The organism is Mycobacterium persicum, assembly GCF_002086915.1.
GTDB lineage: Bacteria > Actinomycetota > Actinomycetes > Mycobacteriales > Mycobacteriaceae > Mycobacterium > Mycobacterium persicum.
In genome coordinates this window covers 453932-473347 of the sequence record NZ_MWQA01000001.1, presented here as the reverse complement: position 1 = coordinate 473347, position 19416 = coordinate 453932, and the positions used below count along the sequence as shown (strand labels likewise).

Annotated in this window: 14 protein-coding genes and 2 pseudogenes; 10 read left to right on the top strand and 6 right to left on the bottom strand. The window is 64.5% G+C overall.

Translation table 11 applies throughout. From position 1 onward, the window contains the following. Positions 1 to 7 precede the first annotated feature (7 nt). The 4 genes from tatA (at position 8) to B4U45_RS02160 (ending at position 4871) form a co-directional block, all read left to right on the top strand. Positions 8 to 277 (top strand): Sec-independent protein translocase subunit TatA, encoded by a 270-nt coding sequence (gene tatA / locus B4U45_RS02175; RefSeq protein WP_075549710.1) that lies wholly within the window; start codon positions 8 to 10, stop codon positions 275 to 277. A gap of 138 nt (positions 278 to 415) precedes the next feature. Next, positions 416 to 1273, top strand: coding sequence for a twin-arginine translocase subunit TatC (gene tatC, locus B4U45_RS02170; RefSeq protein WP_075549709.1), 858 nt, complete (start codon positions 416 to 418; stop codon positions 1271 to 1273). 19 nt (positions 1274 to 1292) lie between these two features. Further along, positions 1293 to 4031, top strand: a complete 2739-nt coding sequence (locus B4U45_RS02165; RefSeq protein WP_122526466.1) for a DEAD/DEAH box helicase — start codon at positions 1293 to 1295, stop codon at positions 4029 to 4031. 57 nt (positions 4032 to 4088) lie between these two features. After that, positions 4089 to 4871 (top strand): DUF4333 domain-containing protein, encoded by a 783-nt coding sequence (locus B4U45_RS02160; protein ID WP_075549707.1) that lies wholly within the window; start codon positions 4089 to 4091, stop codon positions 4869 to 4871. A gap of 14 nt (positions 4872 to 4885) precedes the next feature. On the opposite strand, the gene B4U45_RS02155 is transcribed toward B4U45_RS02160, so the two are convergent. Next, positions 4886 to 5842, bottom strand: a complete 957-nt coding sequence (locus B4U45_RS02155) for a 5'-3' exonuclease (protein WP_075549706.1) — start codon at positions 5840 to 5842, stop codon at positions 4886 to 4888. Between the two features lie 46 nt (positions 5843 to 5888). Between B4U45_RS02155 and B4U45_RS02150 the strand changes: the two genes are divergently transcribed. Both B4U45_RS02150 and B4U45_RS02145 read left to right on the top strand, forming a co-directional pair. After that, positions 5889 to 7007, top strand: coding sequence for a M24 family metallopeptidase (locus tag B4U45_RS02150; protein ID WP_075549705.1), 1119 nt, complete (start codon positions 5889 to 5891; stop codon positions 7005 to 7007). Between the two features lie 28 nt (positions 7008 to 7035). Further along, positions 7036 to 9271 (top strand): annotated as a pseudogene (locus B4U45_RS02145) (prolyl oligopeptidase family serine peptidase). A gap of 27 nt (positions 9272 to 9298) precedes the next feature. Here B4U45_RS02145 and B4U45_RS02140 read toward each other — a convergent pair. From B4U45_RS02140 to B4U45_RS02130, 3 genes and pseudogenes are all read right to left on the bottom strand, one after another. Next, a complete protein-coding gene (locus B4U45_RS02140; RefSeq protein ID WP_075549715.1) occupies positions 9299 to 9847 on the bottom strand; it encodes a hypothetical protein in 549 nt (182 codons plus the stop codon). A 69-nt stretch (positions 9848 to 9916) separates the two neighbouring features. Beyond that, positions 9917 to 10378 (bottom strand): hypothetical protein, encoded by a 462-nt coding sequence (locus B4U45_RS02135; protein WP_082275683.1) that lies wholly within the window; start codon positions 10376 to 10378, stop codon positions 9917 to 9919. A 76-nt stretch (positions 10379 to 10454) separates the two neighbouring features. After that, a pseudogene (locus B4U45_RS02130) lies at positions 10455 to 12433 on the bottom strand (putative alpha/beta hydrolase). Between the two features lie 763 nt (positions 12434 to 13196). Between B4U45_RS02130 and B4U45_RS28825 the strand changes: the two are divergent. The 3 genes from B4U45_RS28825 (at position 13197) to B4U45_RS02115 (ending at position 15593) form a co-directional block, all read left to right on the top strand. After that, positions 13197 to 14261 carry a hypothetical protein gene (locus tag B4U45_RS28825; protein ID WP_241780115.1) on the top strand — a complete coding sequence of 355 codons (1065 nt, stop codon included), beginning with the start codon at positions 13197 to 13199 and terminating at the stop codon, positions 14259 to 14261. A gap of 16 nt (positions 14262 to 14277) precedes the next feature. Further along, complete coding sequence (locus B4U45_RS02120) at positions 14278 to 14880, top strand: hypothetical protein (RefSeq protein WP_131808235.1); 603 nt, start codon at positions 14278 to 14280, stop codon at positions 14878 to 14880. Positions 14881 to 15242: 362 nt separating this feature from the next. Continuing rightward, complete coding sequence (locus B4U45_RS02115; RefSeq protein WP_241780116.1) at positions 15243 to 15593, top strand: hypothetical protein; 351 nt, start codon at positions 15243 to 15245, stop codon at positions 15591 to 15593. 65 nt (positions 15594 to 15658) lie between these two features. Here the strand turns inward: B4U45_RS02115 and B4U45_RS02110 are convergent, their stop codons facing one another. Beyond that, positions 15659 to 17413, bottom strand: coding sequence for a DUF5632 domain-containing protein (locus B4U45_RS02110; RefSeq protein ID WP_183155009.1), 1755 nt, complete (start codon positions 17411 to 17413; stop codon positions 15659 to 15661). Beyond that, complete coding sequence (locus B4U45_RS02105) at positions 17403 to 18008, bottom strand: hypothetical protein (protein WP_371687232.1); 606 nt, start codon at positions 18006 to 18008, stop codon at positions 17403 to 17405. Before B4U45_RS02105 ends, B4U45_RS02110 begins: the two co-directional genes overlap by 11 nt. A 480-nt stretch (positions 18009 to 18488) precedes the next feature. Between B4U45_RS02105 and B4U45_RS02100 the strand changes: the two genes are divergently transcribed. Further along, positions 18489 to 19388, top strand: a complete 900-nt coding sequence (locus B4U45_RS02100) for a hypothetical protein (RefSeq protein WP_075545084.1) — start codon at positions 18489 to 18491, stop codon at positions 19386 to 19388. The last annotated feature ends 28 nt before the right edge of the window (positions 19389 to 19416 follow it).

Genomic DNA, 19416 nt, shown 5'->3' with positions numbered 1-19416 from the left:
AATCAAAGTGGGCAGTCTTAGTCCGTGGCATTGGGCGATCCTCGCTGTCGTGGTGATCGTGCTGTTCGGCGCCAAGAAGCTCCCCGATGCGGCGCGGTCGTTGGGCAAGTCGATGCGCATCTTCAAGTCCGAGATCCGGGAAATGCAGACCGAGACCAAACCGCAAGCGCCTGCCATCGAAACCAACACGGCAACCAGCCCAACGCCGGTGCAGTCGCAGCGGGTCGAGCCTCCGGCGAGCACCGAGCCCGGTCACACCGAGGCGCGGCCGGCTTAGCCCGGCACCACCATCTCGGTGCCCAAGCGTCACTGATCGAACGTGGGGAATGGTTTCCGGGCCTCAACGCGTGCCGCCGCTGTTCTCAAGCGGCTGAACCCTCGCAACAGGCGTAGCCGCGTCAATCCCGACGCGACGATGTCACTGGTCGATCACCTGACCGAGCTGCGGACCCGGCTGCTGATCTCACTGGCCGCAATCCTGGTCACCACGATCTTCGGGTTCATCTGGTACTCGCATCCGGTGTTCGGGCTTCAGAGCCTGGGCGAGTGGCTGCGCCATCCCTATTGTTCGTTGCCGCAGTCGGCGCGCGCCGACATCAGCGCCGACGGGCAGTGCCGACTGCTGGCCACCGCGCCGTTCGACCAGTTCATGTTGCGCCTCAAGGTGGGGATGACGGCCGGTGTCGTGCTGGCCTGTCCGGTGTGGTTCTACGAGCTGTGGGCGTTCATCACGCCGGGGCTGTACAAGAAGGAGCGCCGCTTCGCGGTGGCGTTCGTGATCCCGGCCGCGGTGCTGTTCGTGGCCGGTGCCGTGCTGGCCTATCTAGTGCTGTCCAAGGCGCTGGGCTTCCTGTTGACCGTCGGCAGCGACGTTCAGGTGACCGCGCTGTCGGGCGACCGGTACTTCGGCTTCCTGATCAACCTGCTGGTGGTGTTCGGGGTCAGCTTCGAATTTCCGCTGCTGATCGTGATGCTCAACATGACGGGCATGCTGACCTATGAACGGCTCAAGTCCTGGCGGCGCGGCCTGATCTTCACAATGTTCGTGTTCGCGGCGGTGTTCACGCCCGGGTCGGACCCGTTCTCGATGACCGCGCTCGGGGTGGCGTTGACCGTGCTGCTCGAATTCGCCATCCAGATCGCCCGGGTGCACGACAAGCGGAAAGCCAAGCGGGAGCCGTTGATTCCCGACGACGAAGCGTCGGCCATCGATTCGCCCGAGCCGATACCGGCACCATCGGTCATCGGCGGATCACATGACGACGTCACCTAGCGATCGCATCAGGGCGGGTGTGACAGATCTGCCCGAGCTGGCCCGGTTTGCCGCTGAGCTGCCCTTCTCGCTCGACGATTTTCAGCAGCGCGCCTGTGCCGCTTTGGAACGCGGCCACGGGGTCCTGGTGTGCGCGCCCACCGGCGCCGGCAAGACGGTGGTCGGCGAGTTCGCCGTGCACCTGGCCCTGGCGGCCGGCGGCAAATGCTTCTACACCACACCACTGAAGGCCTTGAGCAACCAGAAGCACACCGACCTGACGGTTCGCTACGGCCGCGACCAGATCGGGCTGCTCACCGGGGACCTCGCGGTCAACGCGAATGCGCCCGTGGTGGTGATGACCACCGAGGTGCTGCGCAACATGCTGTACGCCGATTCGCCTGCGCTGCAAGGACTCTCCCACGTCGTGATGGACGAGGTGCATTTCCTGGCCGACCGGATGCGGGGCCCGGTGTGGGAGGAGGTCATCCTGCAACTGCCCGCCGAGGTGCGGGTGGTCAGCCTGTCGGCGACGGTCAGCAACGCCGAGGAATTCGGCGGCTGGATACAGACCGTGCGGGGGGACACGACGGTCGTCGTCGACGAGCACCGGCCGGTGCCGCTGTGGCAACACATCTTGGTGGGCAAGCGCCTTTTCGACCTGTTCGACTACGACGCCGACGCGCAACGGCCGCGGGTCAACCCGGATTTGATGCGCCACATCGCGCATCGCCGCGAGGCCGACCGGATGTCGGACTGGCACAGCCCCCGCCGGCAGGGCGGACGAGGGGGTCCCGGCCGGCCGCGTTTCCATCGGCCGCCCGCGCGGCCGGAGGTGATCGCGAAACTCGACTCCGAGGGGTTGCTACCGGCGATCACGTTCGTGTTCTCCCGGGCCGGTTGCGACGCCGCCGTCCAGCAGTGCCTGCGCTCACCACTGCGGCTCACCAACGAGGAGGAACGCGCCCGGATTGCCGAGGTGATCGATCACCGCTGCGGCGATCTGGCCGACGCCGACCTGGCCGTACTCGGCTACTACGAGTGGCGGGAGGGGCTACTGCGCGGTTTGGCCGCCCACCACGCTGGGATGCTGCCGGCATTCCGGCACACCGTCGAGGAGCTGTTCGCCGCCGGCCTGGTCAAGGCGGTGTTCGCCACCGAAACGTTGGCGCTCGGCATCAACATGCCGGCCCGCACCGTGGTGCTCGAGCGGTTGGTGAAGTTCAACGGCGAACAGCACCTGCCGCTGACGCCGGGGGAATACACGCAGTTGACCGGCCGGGCCGGCCGACGCGGCATCGATGTCGAGGGTCATGCGGTGGTGATCTGGCATCCCGCCGACAGCACCAGCGAGCCGGCCGAGGTGGCCGGCCTGGCGTCCACCCGCACGTTTCCGCTGCGCAGCTCGTTCGTCCCGTCGTACAACATGACGATCAACCTGGTGCACCGGATGGGTCCGGAACAGGCGCACCGGCTGCTGGAGCAGTCGTTTGCCCAGTACCAGGCCGACCGGTCCGTTGTCGGGCTGGTCCGCGGCATCGAGCGCGGCAACCGGATGCTCGACGAGATCGCCGCCGAATTCGGTGGCCCCGACGCGCCGATCCTCGAGTACGCCCGGCTGCGTGCACGGGTTTCGGAGATGGAGCGTTCGCAGGCCCGCGCGTCCAGGTTGCAGCGCCGGCAGGAGGCCAACGACGCGCTGGCGGCGCTGCGCAAGGGAGACATCATCACTATCACCCACGGCCGGCGCGGCGGGCTGGCGGTGGTATTGGAGTCCGCCCGCGACACTGCCGACCCGCGGCCGCTGGTGCTGACCGAAAACCGTTGGGCGGGGCGCATTTCGTCGGCCGACTATTCGGGTGGGGTGCCACCGGTCGGATCGATGACGCTGCCCAAACGGGTCGAATACCGCCAGCCGCGGGTGCGCCGGGATTTGGCGTCGGCGCTGCGATCGGCCGCCGCGGGCCTGACCGCGCCGGCCGATCGGCGCGGCAAGAAACGCGCCCACCATGACCCGGATCTGGAGTCGCTGCGCGAGCAGCTTCGCCGCCACCCCAGCCACCACGCTCCCGACGTCGAGGTTCAAGTCCGTCAGGCGGAACGTTATCTGCGTATCGAACGGGACAACGCGCAGCTGCAGCGCAAGGTGGCCGCCGCCACCAACTCGTTGGCGCGCACCTTCGACCGGATCGTCGGCCTGCTCACCGAGCGTGAGTTCATCCACGGACCGCCGACCGACCCCCAGGTCACCGACGACGGCCGGTTGCTGGCCCGCATCTACAGCGAAAGCGACCTGTTGGTGGCCGAGTGCCTGCGGACCGGCGCCTGGGCCGGTTTGAAGCCGCCCGAGTTGGCCGCGGTCGTCTCGGCGGTGCTGTACGAATCGCGCGGTGGTGACGGGCCGGGCGCGTCGTCGGGGGCAGAGGCACCGACGCCGCGGTTGCGGCAGGCGCTCGGCCAGACCGCGAGGCTGTCGGCGGAGCTGCGCGCCGACGAGCAGACGCACCGGATCGGCCAGAGCAGGGAGCCCGACGACGGCTTCGTCAACGTCATTTATCGATGGGCGCGCACGGGTGATCTCGCGGCGGCATTGGCGGCCGCCGACGCCACCGGCGCCGGTTCCCCGTTGTTGGCAGGGGATTTCGTGCGCTGGTGCCGGCAGGTGCTCGACCTGCTGGACCAAGTGCGCAACGCCGCCCCGGACCCCGAAGTGCGCGCTGTGGCCAAGCGCGCCATCAACGACATCCGGCGCGGCGTCGTCGCGGTTGACGCCGGGTAGGCTGGCCCGGAGCTACGGTTATGTCCGGAATGTGACCGCAGGAATACAGGAGATGCGATGAGCGGACCGCAGGGATCAGACCCGAGGCAGTCGTGGCAGTCGCCCGGGCAGGGCGATCGTTCCTCGGACCCGACCATGGCGGGTTCACCGTGGCAGCAGCAGCCAACTCAGGATGCGACGTGGCAGGCTCCGGCTTACACACCTGCGGAGTACCCGCAGTACCAACAGCCGGTCGACCCGGCGTATCCGCAGCAGTATCCGCAGTCCACTCCCGGCTACGGGCAGCCCGACTTCGGTTCGCAGGCCACCCAATTCGGTCCTACTCCGCAATACGCGCAACCGGGGCAGTACGGGGCCCCGGCCCAGTACGGCCAGCCGGGCCAATACGCACCGCCGGGACAACCGGGCCAGCCCGGCCAGTACGGCCAGGCCGGCCAATATGGCCAGCCGGGCCAGTATCCCGGGCAATACGCTCCCTACGAGCAGTCGGCCAAGGGTTCCAAGCGTTCAATGGCGATCATCGGCGGTGTCGTCGGTGTGTTCGCGGTACTCATCATCGGCGTGGTCCTGGTGCTCGGTTTCTGGGAGCCCGGGTTCTTCGTCACCACCAAGCTGGACGTCAACAAGGCCAACGCCGGCGTCCAGCAGATCCTGACCGACGAGACCAACGGCTACGGCGCCAAGAACGTCAAGGACGTCAAGTGCAACAACGGGTCCAACCCGACCGTCAAGAAGGGCGCCACCTTCGAGTGCACCGTCAGCATCGACGGCGCGTCCAAGCGCGTGACGGTGACGTTCCAGGACAACAAGGGCACCTACGAGGTCGGCCGGCCGCAGTAGCCGTCACCATGCTGTCATGGGGGCAGTTCGTCCAGCGCCTTTTGCAGTCGGGCAATCGAGGATCCGACGCCGTATCGAGTCGCCAGTTCTGCAGTGCGTGCCGGGTCGGCGGCGGCTAGCGGTAGTGAGTCGGTGGGCGTCGAAAGCTTGACCGGTGCGTCGGTGGCCACCCGCACCACCGAACCCGCGGCCTCGATATAGGCCGATGCGCCAAGCAGTTTCGCTCGAAGTCCCTTGGCCATCCCCGACCTGGGGTCGTCGGCGGCGGCCAGGATCTGATCCAGCGAGCCGTACTGTGCCAGCAGGGCGGACGCCGTCTTCTCGCCGACGCCGGGCACTCCGGGCAATCCGTCGGAGGGATCGCCGCGCAGCAGCGCCAGTTCGGCGTAGGCCGAGCCGGCCCGATCCGTCGGCAAGCCATAGCGTTCGGCGACCTCGGCGGGCCCGAACATGGTGGCTTTGGACAGCCCGCGACCGAGGTAAAGCACCCGAATGGGGACCGGATCGTCGGTCACCACCTGCAGCAGGTCGCGGTCACCACTGACGACAACCACCGGATCGTGGCGTTCCTGGGCTGCCAGTGTGCCGATCACGTCGTCGGCCTCGAAACCCGGTGCCCCGGCCGTCGGGATCCCGAACGCGTCGAGCAGCTCCATGATCATGTCGACCTGCGGGGTCAGCTCGTCGGGCACCTCCTCGATGTCGGGCTGGCCTGCTGGCTCTTCCACGGCCACCCGGTGTGCTTTGTAGGAGGGGATGAGGTCGACCCGAAACTGTGGCCGCCAATCCAGGTCCAGGCACACGACCAGTCGGCTGGGTCGCTGCTGGGTGATCACCACCGCCATCGAGTCGATGAACCCGCGTACGGCGTTGACCGGGCGGCCGTCCGGGGCGGTGATCGACGACGGCACGCCGAAGAAGGAGCGAAACCACATGCTGGCGCCGTCCAGCAGCAGTAGGGGAGCGGGCATGCGAGCCATCCTGCCAGGCCCGCCGGGCGCGGTTAGCCTGACTGCCATGGACTCTCGCCGATTCGACACCGCGGTGTACGCGCGACGATTGGCTGCGGCGGCAGCCGTGGCCGCCGACGCCGGCTTGGCCGGTCTGGTGATCACCCCGGGCTATGACTTGCGCTATCTCATCGGCTCGCGCGCGGAGACGTTCGAGCGGCTCACCGCGCTGGTGCTGCCGGCTTCGGGTGAGCCGACGATCGTCGTGCCGCGGCTGGAGGTCGCCACTTTCGCGGAGTCTGCCGATGCTCTGGGGCTAGGCGTGCGGACCTGGGTCGACGGCGACGATCCGTACCAACTGGTGGCGGCCGCGTTGGGCGCCGGCCAGGCGAGTGCGGTCAGCGACTCCATGCCGGCGCTGCATCTGCTGCCGCTGGCCGCCGCGTTGGGCGTGCTGCCGGTTTTGGCCACCGATGTGCTGCGCACGCTGCGGATGGTTAAGGAGGAGGCCGAGATTGACGCGCTGCGGCGGGCGGGTGCGGCCATCGATCGGGTGCACGCCCGGGTGCCGGAGTTGCTGGTTCCGGGCCGGACCGAGGCCGAGGTTGCCGCCGAAATCGCCGAAGCGATTGTCGCCGAAGGACATTCTCAGGTGGCGTTTGTCATCGTCGGCTCCGGGCCGCACGGCGCCGACCCGCATCACCGGTTTTCGGACCGCACACTCCAGGTTGGTGACATCGTGGTCGTCGACATCGGTGGGACCGTCGAGCCCGGATACCACTCCGACTGCACCCGCACCTACAGCATCGGCGAACCTGATCCGACTGTGGCGCACCAGTATTCGATACTGCAACGAGCCCAGCGCGCCGCCGTTGAGGCGGCGCGTCCGGGAGTGACGGCCGCACAGGTCGACGCGGCGGCCCGCGACGTGCTGGCCGAGGCCGGATTGGCCGAGTATTTCGTGCACCGCACCGGGCACGGCATCGGATTGAGCGTGCACGAAGAGCCCTACATCGTGGCCGGCAACGATCTGCCGCTGGTTGCGGGCATGGCGTTTTCCGTCGAGCCGGGCATCTATTTCCCGGGCCGGTGGGGCGCCCGCATCGAGGACATCGTGGTGGTGACCGAGGGGGGTGCCCTGCCGGTCAACCATCGGCCGCACGAGCTGGCGGTGGTACCGGTTTGATGTCACCGGCGCCGGGTAGGTTGGCGTCGTGTCGCTGTTGGATCTGACTCTGCTTCCGTTACGTATCGCCCGCCATGTCGCCGACGCGGTGGTGCACCCGGCGCCGGCGCCGCCGGCTGAACTGGTCGTGGTCGACGGGATGCCGGAGGGCGCGCCGCCGGCGGCTCGGCGGCCCGAGCCGACGCTTCCGGCGCCGGCGGGATAGCCGTTCGGCGAGCAGTTTCCGCGAACTTGCGGGGCGGCTCGGGTGGCCGGCGGGGCGTTGTTCTGGACCGACTTCCTTTACGACGATCACGGCGCGACGGGTCTGCCGGTGGGCGACCTGAAAGTCCAGGCGCCGCCGCGAGGCACCTACGTGTATCCGGCCGGGCCCGCGGCGGGCAACGGCGTCGACATCTTCCCGTCGCGATCGGGCTCACCGAGACCCACACCTGGTGGCGGATCGACTGGAACACCTTGGTGGATGCCACCGTGCCGATCGCGCTGTTCACCTTCGATACCGATCGCGGCCGGGCCGCGTCGGCGGTGTGGCCGGCCGGGGGCCGGGGTGCGGTCGGCGGGCATCGATATGGCCCTGCTGGTTTCGGGTCGCAGTGCCCGGCTGATCGACCTGACCACCCAGGTCGCGACGCCGGTCGAGCACAGCGTCGGCCTGGCGGCACGGTCGTTTCTGGCTCAGGTCTCGCGGTCGGTGCTGGAACCGGCCGGGACGTGGACAGTTCGGCTGGTCGCGGGGTTGGCCGACTCGGCGGGCGACGGCTTCGCCGATGTGCCGGCGGAAAGGGGCGCGCTGCCCGGTCAGCCGAATGTCTACAACGTCGCCTTCCGCGCCCACTCAGGAGCAGCCGCACCTCAACTTCTGGTCCGATGCCGCCCAAGCCGCCGCCCTGACCAGCGGCGATGTCTCCGAGTTCGCGGTGGCCGTCGAGTGGGACCGGCTTGTGGCCCGCGAAACCACGTCCGAGCCGGTGATCACCGGACCCTCGACACGGTGGTACGTGTCCTCGATTGAGCTGGGCCAAGGTGTTGCGGCGGGGACCGTGCTGGACACCGACCCGCAGTTTCTGGGTCGGGTGCAGCCCTGCTCGGTGTGCCTGCCGTCGACGTATGCGCCCGGGCGGGCGTTGCCGCTGACGCTGTTGCTGCACTCGCTGGCGCTGGGGCAAACCCAGTTCGCCGCGATCGACCCCCGCTTGTTGCACGAAGTGTGTGAGACGCGCGGCTCGGTAGTGGTGACGCCGCTGGGTCGAGGTCCGTCGACTTGGTATTTCGATGCCGGCGAACTCGACGTGTGGGAAGTGTGGGGGCGGGTGGCCGAGCAGCTGGGCACCGACCCCAACCGTACCGTCGTCTCCGGCTACTCGATGGGCGGTTACGCGGCCTACAAGCTGGGGCTGACGTACCCGGAGGTGTTCGCGCGGGCCGTGGTGCTGGCCGGGCTGCCGACGTGCGGGGTGCGGCTGCTGCCCAATGTCGACATTCCTGCCGATCTCGACCTGGACTCGCACTGTGCCCGCGAGGGTGACACCTGGGAGCTGCTGGCCAATGCCCGGTGGCTGCCGTTCGTCATCGCCCACGGGTTGCTCGACGAGTTGGTGCCGTTTTCCTCGGCGGCCGAGCAGGTGCTGGAACTGGACAGGTTGGGTTACCGCTACCGGTTCACCGTGTACCCGTTCGAGGATCACGTCGCCTGGGTGCTGCAGGACAAGTTTGACGATCCGATCGCGCATATGGGAACCGTTCTGCGCCAAGCGGATCCGGGGCACATCACGTTCGCGTGGTATCCGCAGTTGGTGCGTGCGGACCTCGGCATCGGGCCGCATCAGGTGTGGTGGCTGTCCGAGCTGACCACCGATCCCACGGTGACGGCCCGGCGCGGCGCCACTGCGGAAGTCGACACCCGCTCCTATGCCCGTCCGGATCCGATGCACCGCATTCGCCGGCGCCGCGGCTTCGTCCCGCACTTCGATCGCACGCCCGGGTTGTACACCGAATTGGATTGGCGGGTAACGGGTCCCGCCGACGCGCTGCCGTATCTGACGCTGCGGCTCGCCGGAGTCGCCAGTCTCACTGTCGACGTCGAGCGGGCCGGGCTGGCGTCGTTGCCGTCGTCGAGCATCGCGGTGGCGTCTGATACAGCCGCGCAGATCACCCTCGGTGGTTTGCCTGACGGCGTGCAGGTGCGGCTGGATGGTCAGCCTGTCGGGTCGATCGTAGCGGTTCCGATTGGGCGGCACCAGATTTCGTTGGTGCGGACGGGTTAGCGAGCGCGGCGGCAGCTAGGCGCAGCTTCACTGGCCACGAAGCTGGTCTTTGATGCTGAACCCGTTGCTGTCAGTGCGGTGGTTGTTCATATTGCGGCATTCGCCGGAAAGCTCGATCGCCCCATCGGCGCCGAGAAATGGACTTACGCCGATAGTTGCCATGACACCATCTTTGTGAATCACCGTTCCGAACAGGTGCTGTCCCGGAGGCGCGCCGGACGACCAACCGTGAGCCACCATCGTCGCCGCAACTTGCTCGAAGTAGGCGCTGTGGTCGATGCCAAGCGGAACGATGAAGGTCATGTCGACCCGACCACGGTAGGGTGGATCGCCCTGATCGTTGCAGGACTCCCAGCTGAATCCTCCTGAAACATCTTGCAGCCCTGCTATTTTTGCGATTTGCTTGGCCGGCTCGATCACCTGGGCCATGGCCTGCTCGTCAGAGAGCGGATGTTCGGGGTGGTCAGCATCGTGCGCAAATGGATACATCAGCGAACAACCTCCCAAGACTAAAACCACCGTCAGCGGCCATGCCAGACGTTCCGGCCATCGCCGGAATCGATCATTCGAACTCATCGTCATTGGTGATGGAGCTCGCCGCTAGACAAGCACTGCCTATGCGGCAAAACCGTTGCAGGCACGGGTTTATCCCGCATTCAGTTGGTCCTTGATGTCGTACCATTTGCCATCGTGGCGGTGAGCACCCATGTTGCGACATTCGCCAGAAAGCTCTACCGAGCCCCACTGTTTGCCACCAGAGTGCACGCCGATGATCGCCATTACGCCGTCTTTGTGAATCACGCGACCAAAAGCATGCAGCCCAGCAGGTGGGCCATCTGACCAACCTTGGGCGATCATCGCCCTAGCGATCCGCTCAAAATAGGTTTGAGGGTCGACACCTACCGGCATGTCGTATCCCATGTCGACACGTCCTCGGTAGGGTGGGTCGCCCTGATCGTTGCAGGATTCCCAGCCAAATACCCCTGAAACATTCTGTAATCCAGCCACTTTCGCAATTTGTTTGGCAGGGTCGACCACCTGCGCCATGGCCTGCTCGTCGGAGAGCGGATGTTCGGGGTGGTCAACATCGTGCGCAAATGGATACATCAGCGAACAACCTCCCAAGGCTAAAACCACCGTCAGCGCTACGACCGCAAGCCGCAGCAGGCCTGACCTGAGGCAATTACTTGAACTCGTGGTCATTGGTGACTGAGTCCCCTGGCCGGTCCCATTCGGGGTCAACGGTGACAGGCGTTTGGATTTCGACGTGCGGTAGTGGAATCGTTCCGAACGGGGTATGCACTTGGGTCGGGGTGGAGATTCGTTCTTCGGCTCGGTGGGGTGCCAGCATTCCTTCTCCTGCGAGGTTGTTTCCGTGGCCGACAGCGATTTCAGTCATATTGTGCAGCGCCTCGCTGCCCATGTTGTAGTAGTGCGAATGATCATTGAACCAGGGGGTAATGTCATGCGTGCCGGCGACTTCGGCGCGGATTCGCACTGAGCCGAAACCGTCGTGAGCGGGGTCGCCGCCCAGTCCCGCTAATGACCCGAGCGGGTAGCCGAGTGCGTTGTTGACCCAATTGGGCACGGCGCCACCAGATTCTCCGATCCAGCTGATCGCGTCGGTGGAGGCGGCACCCACGTAGACGTTTCCGCCGTTGAGGTGGAAGTCGGCGGCGCTGTGCGCCAGATCGGTTCCTGGGCAGCCGATCAACACGGCATCGTTGGCGCGCATACCACTGTTGGCGAACGCATCGGCGACTGTCGTCGAACCGTAGGAGTGCCCGATGACGGTGACGTGAGACGAGATACCGCCATCGTGAGTAACCGCCAAGCCGTTGACGTCGGCGGCCAGCACCGCGCCTCCCTGGCGCGCCATCCAGGGTGTGCCGACCTGTTGCAGTTTCGACGGGTCGGTCACGGCCGCTTCGGGATTCTGGAATTCAAACTCGGGAGCGTCATAGCCCATCCAGGCGATCACCGAGGTTGGATGGGTCGGGTCAGCTTTGGTCGACTGCTCGAAGAGATTGATGGCATCGTTGTGCCCGTCATACAACCAGCCTCCCTTTACGCTGCTGTTGGTACCGGGCACGATGACGGCGATGTTCGGCGTTTTATCCGGGTTGCCGATTGCGATCGCCGCCCTGCCCTTGCCGTTATACGCCAACGGATCGTAGGCCCACAGCATGACAGGCCTCGGCTTCGCGGGGTCCCCGCGATCATGGTTTAGGCCCTGGTTGGTCTTTACCGCGTTCTGATACCGGGTGATATCTGCGGCGGTGAGGCCGTACTTGCCAGGGTTGCTGAACACATCGTTGCTCACGTTGTTAAGGGCATTATCCCGAAGGGCCTTTGGCGACAGTCCATGCTGTCCGGCGGCATCTTCGACCCGTCGGAGGTCGTCGTTCATCACCGCGAGGTTGACCTGGCCGCGCACTTCGGCCGGAATGCCATTGAGGTTGCCCAACTCCTGCGGGTGTTGATCGACCAACAGTCGTCTTTGCTCGTCGCTGAGTGACTCCCACCAGCGCTTGACCTGCTCTGGACCGGTGTCAGGTGGTGGGATCAAGAGTTCGTCGGCTATTGCGACCTCTGCCGGGTCGACGCCGTCGGCGCGCAGATTGCCGAGCCCACTTTGCAAAATCGCCGAATAGTTGTCACGAATGTGGTTGAGCTGGGCCAGGACTGCCCGTGTTTCGGCAACGGCGTCGTCGCACAGCGCATTGGCCTCCGTTTGATCGTCGGCGGCGAGGGCCTCACCGATCTCGCAGTCGATATCTTCAAGGTCCTGCTCGAGCGCTGAGATGTACCACCCGGCGGACCGTTGTGCCTGGGCCAGGGTGGCCGCAATATTCTCCAAATCGACGGCGATCCTGGGCAATTGCGCGGCCTGGAGCTTCAGCGACGTGGTTATGCGCTGCACCTCGGCGGAGTCGTTGATTGGGTGCTCGCCGTTCTCCCGGTTCCAGGCCCATTCGAAACGCGCAGCGCCTGGTTGAAGGCCGCGTCGGCCTCGGCCGTTGAGGCACCGGCGTCATGGAAAGCTTTGGCCAGGTCGGAAATCTGCGCTGGACGACCCGCTTGGAGGCTCCGGTTGATCGCCCACGGATCACCGCCGGCTTCGGCGATCAGCAAGGCGATGCTGACGCAGTGGAGTTGCATTGAATCACTGGATGTTTCGCGGTCCGCCATTTCTCGACCCGCGGCGTATTCTTCCGCGGCAGCCGGCGCATTATTGTCCAGCTGCGCGCCGGGCAGATGGCGCTGCCGGTGTCGACCAACATCACGAACTCATCCTAGCCAGCTGTGCGGTTGCAATGCTTGCAGTGCATCGGCCGCAGCTTGTCACACCACATCGAGCAGGGCCGCGACACGCTTTGCGTCGCCACGGAACTGGGCAACAATCGCTGATGCCATTGCCGGCTGCTCCGCTCGCGCGTGCTCTTGTTTCGATAGCGCTGAATTCCTGGGGGTACTGGTCGATCAACAGGGCGCCGCTGCAAATTGCTGGGCGGATCCCGCCAACGCTTGGATGGTCCTGGCGTCGGGATCAAGAGTTCGTCTGGTCGTTCCCTTGGGCCCAGTTCACCGCGACCGACGACCTCCGGTGAGTTGCCGACCCTCGCCACATCATTAGACTTCCCGAGGATGGAGACCGGTGAGCTGCGCGTCGATGTCTATCAGCTCAAAGCCTCGGCGAGCCAGTGGCGTGAGCTAAGCACTAGATTTGGCGTCCTGGCATCACCGACACCGGGGCGGCCGTGTCAACCCACGACGGCGGCGGTGGGCGGCGCTCATACGGCGGTCGGCCTCGCCGCAGAAGTATTGACCATCCGGACCCAGGCGACGACCGGTGCGGTGGAGGCAGGTGCCGTGGAGTATGGCGGCGGGGGAGATGGCGGCCGTCCGACGGCGGATGGTGTAGATGCTTCCGACCCTGTCGCAGCTTCAGGCCTGGGATACCGAGCATCTCATCGATGCGGCCCACTACTGGTCCAGGACCGCCGACCTGTGGGAGGACGTGTTCCTGCAGATGCGCAACCAGTCTCACGCCATTGTCTGGGAAGGCGCTGGCGGTGAGGCGCTGCGGGCGCGAACCGGCGGTGATTTGGTGATCGTCACCGCCAAGGCCGACCAGCTGCGTCAGGCTGCGGTCATCGCGCGTGAGGGCGCCGGAACCATCGGCGCCGCCCAACGGCGGGTCATCTATGCCGTCCAAGACGCCAACGACGCCGGCTTCAACGTCGGCGAAGATCTCTCGGTCGCCGATACCCGAACCAGTCGCACCGCCGCAGAACAGGCATCTCGTCAGGCACAAGCACAAGCTTTCGCCGCCGACATCCGCCAACGCGCCACCCAGCTCGTCGGGGTCGAACATGAAGTAGGCGCCAAAATCACGACCGCGACGGCCAGAATCGCCACCACTTTCCCGGAAACACCCCACGACCACAAACCTCACGTCCAGGCCGTCGACCACACCTGGAAACAAGAGCCGCCACCGCCGCAACCGTCGATGTCGCGTGAGCAAGCTGCCGCTGGGTTGAAGGATGTCAACAAGAGGATATGGGAGCACAACCATATCTATAAACCTTTTATTGAGTCACTGCCTCCCAGCGATCCACGAAGAGCTGATTTCCATGTCGAAACCCTACGGCTTAACGCCGAAAAGCAACAATACCTAGACGTCTTACCGCAGCAGCACCCGCCCACGAATGTTATCGGCCCGGGCGGAGTTAACCTCCCCGGTATTCCGCCTGGAGTTATCTCAGACACCCCGGCGAACTCTGGACAAGGTTGGATCTATTCGATAACTCCAAATCAACCAGGCATTGATCCACGCGTCGTATCGATCCGAGTGATGGAACCAACAGCACAGTACCCCCACGGGTATTTGAATTACCTCAATATTATGGGTCAAGAAGTGGACCCGTTCACTGGTCGGACGGTGTCATCTTCAGATCCCTATGCGCATATACCCGTGCCAAACTGATGTTAGGATCTTTCATATGAACGCTTATTCGATTCGCGAACTTTATGAGTTCGCGCCCGAGGTCATGCTGACTACAGCTTCTAGGGCGAACCCATTAATCGAGCAGGGCGCTCTAAATGAAGCCGAGTTTATTGATATGCGCCTTTCGCCGCAGCGCTCGCGCGCCGGCGTTATCTTCGATATCCGATGGAGCGGTTTCGAGGATTCAAATACCGCTCTCGTCGTGGTAACGGGCGTCGGGAAGGTCGCTTGGTCGAACGATGCCAGTCGCCAGTATCCGTGGTACTCCACACGAGGCTATTGGACACCGACAACGTCTAATAGCCCTCCGCTGATCGCACCGAATGGTGGTGACATATGGGCAAGGGACGCGGATCGTCCCGGCACAGTCGCTGATCCAAGGGCGATGCCCGCCATTGAAAAATTGACCGAGTACGTCTTGAACTTCGATTGGTTGTCCCTGTCGGGACTAACCGCTCGGATCTACATCGGACACGTCGATGGCCTAGGCGGCGCGCCACCGGACATGACGGAGTTCTCCGATGCGGAAATAATCGCCGGATTCCCCCAGTGGGAATCAGTGATGGAGGTGCGCGAGCAGTACACGTATTCGCCATGAACGACGCTCGTACGGCAAAACCCGATGGCTGCCGCCCTCTGGCGATGGTCTCACGAATCGCCCACGTAGCCAAGGCAATCCGACCGTGCCCGGCGGCGGACAGAAGGGGGTGATCACCATGTATCTCCTGGCAGGGGGTAGTGGAGTGGTAGAAATTGGGCCGAACTGGATCTGGACACCGCCAAGGGTAAACAGCTATCGCCCCATCAACTGATCCGCCGGAATCGAGGCGGCAGTTCGCCGCCGATGTGCTGCAAAAGTTGTTGCGGCACATCGTAATTAAGAACGCTGACAATGCCGGGAGAGAAGTGCCGGGATGCTACGTGTTTTTGGTTTCCCATGCGTGGACCGAAGGTCCCATGATGTACCTGGTGTACCAGGCGGCACCGTCAGAAATTACCTGGGGCCTTGTCCGTGACACCAGGAAGTCCCTCATAGATCCTGGGCCGTGGACCGACTTTGATGACCCGGCGTTGTATTACTACTTCCTCGACTTTGAAGAGGGCTGGTCGGGTCCGGTTTGCGGTGAGCCACAGGATGATCTAGACACCATCCACTGGCGAGGTGATCAAACCGAAGGCCTCCCAGAGCGTGTGTCAGACATTCCCAACGAGTGTCGGTATACGCCGCCGACGATGCCTGCCCCGGAAACATCGCGCAATGCAGCCCTGCCGGTGGCCGATGAACCCCGGCGTTACGTGAATCCGCTCTAGGCGTGTCGACAACAAGGTCGTCTGCTCACCGCTCCACCAGCCCGCCGCACTAGCAGCCGGACGACTTAGCCTAAGAGGTCTTCAACATTGGCATCGTGACGTCGTGGTGCTGGCTCCAGCAGCGTCACATGGGCGGGCAGCCGGACATGGGGTGGAATCCAGCCTCCGGCGAGATCGGTGACCAGTAGTGTGGTCCGTCCGCCGTCGCGTAGGCCGGCCGCCCAGGAGATGTTTGGTTCCTGTCGGGCCATCGCATCGACGAAGCGTCGCAGGCGTTGCTGTTCGGCGGATCGGTTCGCCGCGTCGCCGGTTGTGGCCCCGACCGTAGCGGTGACGGTGGCACCGGCCAATGGTGATGCTGCGCTTGGCGTTTGTCCGTGGGCGGCCTGTGAGGTCGATTTTGCGACCGGCGACATCATCGAGGCACCGGCTGATGGTGACGAGGACGGGGAGGGGGCTACTGCTGCACCAGAGACCGGACCGACGGGAGCGGCGGTAGGTGGTGTGATGACCGGCGGGCGCAGGTCAGAGCCGTAGGCGGGCAACGGCCCCGCCGGGGCGCTGACTGGGGCGATCGGACTTGCGGCCGGTCCACCCGCAACTACCGGGGCTACCGTGGTCATGCCGGTCTCGGCCGTCGGTGATACGACCGGGGCCGGAGCTGCGGCCGCGCTCATGTCGGGAACATGAGGGACGGCGGCGGCGCCGGTCGCGACTGCTGGAGCGGCGGCAATCGGCGCAGTCGCGGGTGGCGTAGCTGGTGCCAAAGGCTCTGTGGCCGCGTGGATTGTGCCCTCGGACAACGACTGTGCACCGGCACCCGCCGGCGCTCCGGTCATCATGCCGGTGGTAAACGACTGGCTTAGGGACTGCGGTGATAAAGGTGCGCTGGCCGCTGCTGGTATGCCGGTCGCCCCGGGTGTCGAAATGCCTGGCATGGAAGGACCGGTAACACCGACGCCGGGAACGCCGGGAGGAGATAGCGGGGTTGTGGTCGGCGGTGGTGATGGTAGTGGTGCGCCGGGTGCCATCGGGAACCGGCCGACGGCCGCTTCGGGCTTTGGCGCCGGTTCGGCGATAATCGGCAGCGATGCATCAGTAGCCATGGGAGAACCACTGACTGCTGCCGCTTTCGGTGGTGCCCCTGGCTCTGGGCTACCTTGTGGCGATGCATTGGGCGTGATCGGAGCACCGCCAACCGCTCGCGCTGCTGAAGGTTCTGTCTGCAGAGAATTCAATTCGTCAGCGGTAAGGGGGCGCGAGGGCGGAGGTCCGTCGAGGTTCACGCCGTGTTCGCTTAGCCATTTCCGGGCGTCACCACCGATAGTTACGTCGAGCACCCGCTGCATCCCGTCAACGATGTTGGATATCGCATTGTCCCCAGCATGAGATGCACTTGCATTCTTCTCGGCAATGACTGCATTTACGGCGGCAACTTTAATCTCCGTGTAACCATTGCTAGATAAAATCTGTTCTATTTCCTCATTGCCGGACTTGGCGATCTCGCTGAGCCGATCACGCAAATTGTTGACCGCATCTGCGACACGGTCACTTTGTTCACTCTTCACCTGGCACTGATGGGCGATAGTAGTCACACGCTGCTCGCCGCGCCAATATCGCTCCAGCAAATCGTCCGCGGTTTGCCCTTTATTTACCGCCAACTGTGATCGTGCGTCTTGCAGATCGCTTGCCTCTCGGCCCTTGGCGTCCCCCGCCTGACGCCAGTACAAGAACCCGGCTGCGGGCGCGTGGGGCGGTTCTGGCCACCACGGACCCACCAAAACCGCCGACCACTTGCCCGGTGGCAGATCAGCCGCCACCGCAAAGTGCCTTCATCTGTGCGTCTTTGGCAATGACGTCATCGGACGCCGTACGCCATGCCGGGTCGTCACGCCCTCTTGCAAAGCTGGCCACGGCAGTACTGTTGCTGTAGGCGTCAGCCAATGCAAGAGCGGCGATGCGGTCCCCACGAGCTAATGCCGGTGCCGCGCTCACTGCTTGTTGCAGCATCACCGCCCCGTTGACTGTGGAAATATTGGCCAGCGCCGGGTCGTCGCGGTTGGTTTGAATTTGGACAGCACGCGCCGCCAGCTTGTACACATCACATACCTTTTGGTGCGCGGCGGCGACTTCTGCGGCGGTGTAGGTCGGCGCGGACGTTGCCGGGCCTGCGGTTGTTCCGCCCGTCGTAGGGCGGGTCAATGCCACGATCAAAGCTGCGGCACCGAGTAAGGCGGCAACGACCGACAGCGCTACTGCTGGCCAGGTGCGGGGGCGTGCTGGGGGGTAGGTGGGAAATGGCGGTGTCCGCTGCTCCGCCGGCGGGTAGTTGGTCGTCACGTCAGTAAGGCTATTCTTGCTGCTGCCTGTGCGCACTCCAGTGCGTGTTGTCGATGGCAGCTGCGGCTGCTGCATCGACGCCGTGATTCGGGATGGACGTCCTGGCAATCAAGTCCATTGCCAGGGAGAATCGTTCATCGGTGCGGCCAGGCTCGCAATCACGTCCGGCTGCCATTTCGCACTTGGCGGGATCGGGATCGTCCGGACTCCGCGGCAGAAGTGGTTGCACACGTAAATTTCGGATACGCCCTATGCTCCCCACATGGAGATGCTGAGGGTTGATCCGGGAAGCGTGCGGGCGATGGCTCTCCGGTTGCACGTGCGTGCTGGTGAGCTGGGCGCCAGCACGCCGCCGATTGAGTCGTCGTGTCACCCGTCCGTAGCGGCGGTAATCGCCGGGCATGCTGCTGTGGCGACTGCTGCGGAGTCGCTCACGGGTCGGGTGCAGGCCAGTGCAGCTAAGGTCGCCGCTGGCGACGCTAGCTATATCAACAATGAGGCCACCTCGGCGGCCGAGCTAGCTGCGGTAGCAGATCCGCTAAGGGGCTGGTAGCAATGGCGGCCGCAAGTGGGTCTTTTCCGAGTTTGTCGCAGCTTTTGTCCTGGCCCATAGAGCATCTCACCCGGGCGGCTGACTATTGGGTGACTACCGGCAATCGTTGGTATGAGGTCTTCAGCCAGAACTGGCGGGACAGTCTTTCGGTCGACTGGAAGGGCAATGGAGCGGAGGCGCTGCGCACTCGGACCTACGCCGACCATAAAGCGGTCGGCGAGTTAGCCGACCAATTGTATGAGGCGGCCAAGGTCGCGCGCGGCGCGGCGTCCGATTTGTATGCGGCCAGGTCGCGGGTGCGGTACGCGGTTGAAGACGCCCGCGACGCTGGATTCCATATCGGTGAAAATCTCTGCGTCACTGATCGCTCGGCGGGCGGCTCATCTGCGGTGCGAGCTGCCGGGCAAGCCCAGGCTCAAGCATTTGCTGCCGACATCCGCCAGCGCGCCATGCAACTGGTTGGGCTGGATCAGCAAATCGCTGCCAGAGTTACGACCGCAATGGCCGGCGTCGGCAACATCTTCCCAGCGGATAATCCGACAACAACTACTACAACAACGCCTCCATCCCCTCCGAAATGTGATCCTGAAGACATTGCAAAACTTATGAGGAAAATCGACGAATGGAACAAGAGGGACGCGGAACTTACTGATGAAATCAATGCCTACAATCGTGAAAAACATGATTTCAATATTAACGACCCAGAGGAGCGCAGAAAGGCGGAAGACTATATCCGGCGTGGACAAGAGTTGCAGGCTAAGAAAGACAAGCTATTGTATGATCAGAGAATCTTTATTCGGCAAGTGACGGAGTGCGGCGCGAAGATTGTCGACGGCCATATACAGTGGCCCGACGGGTCAACGAGTCCGACTCCCACGCCGACCCCAGGCCCAACCCGCTGAGCCCACATGCAGATACCGCAGATCACTC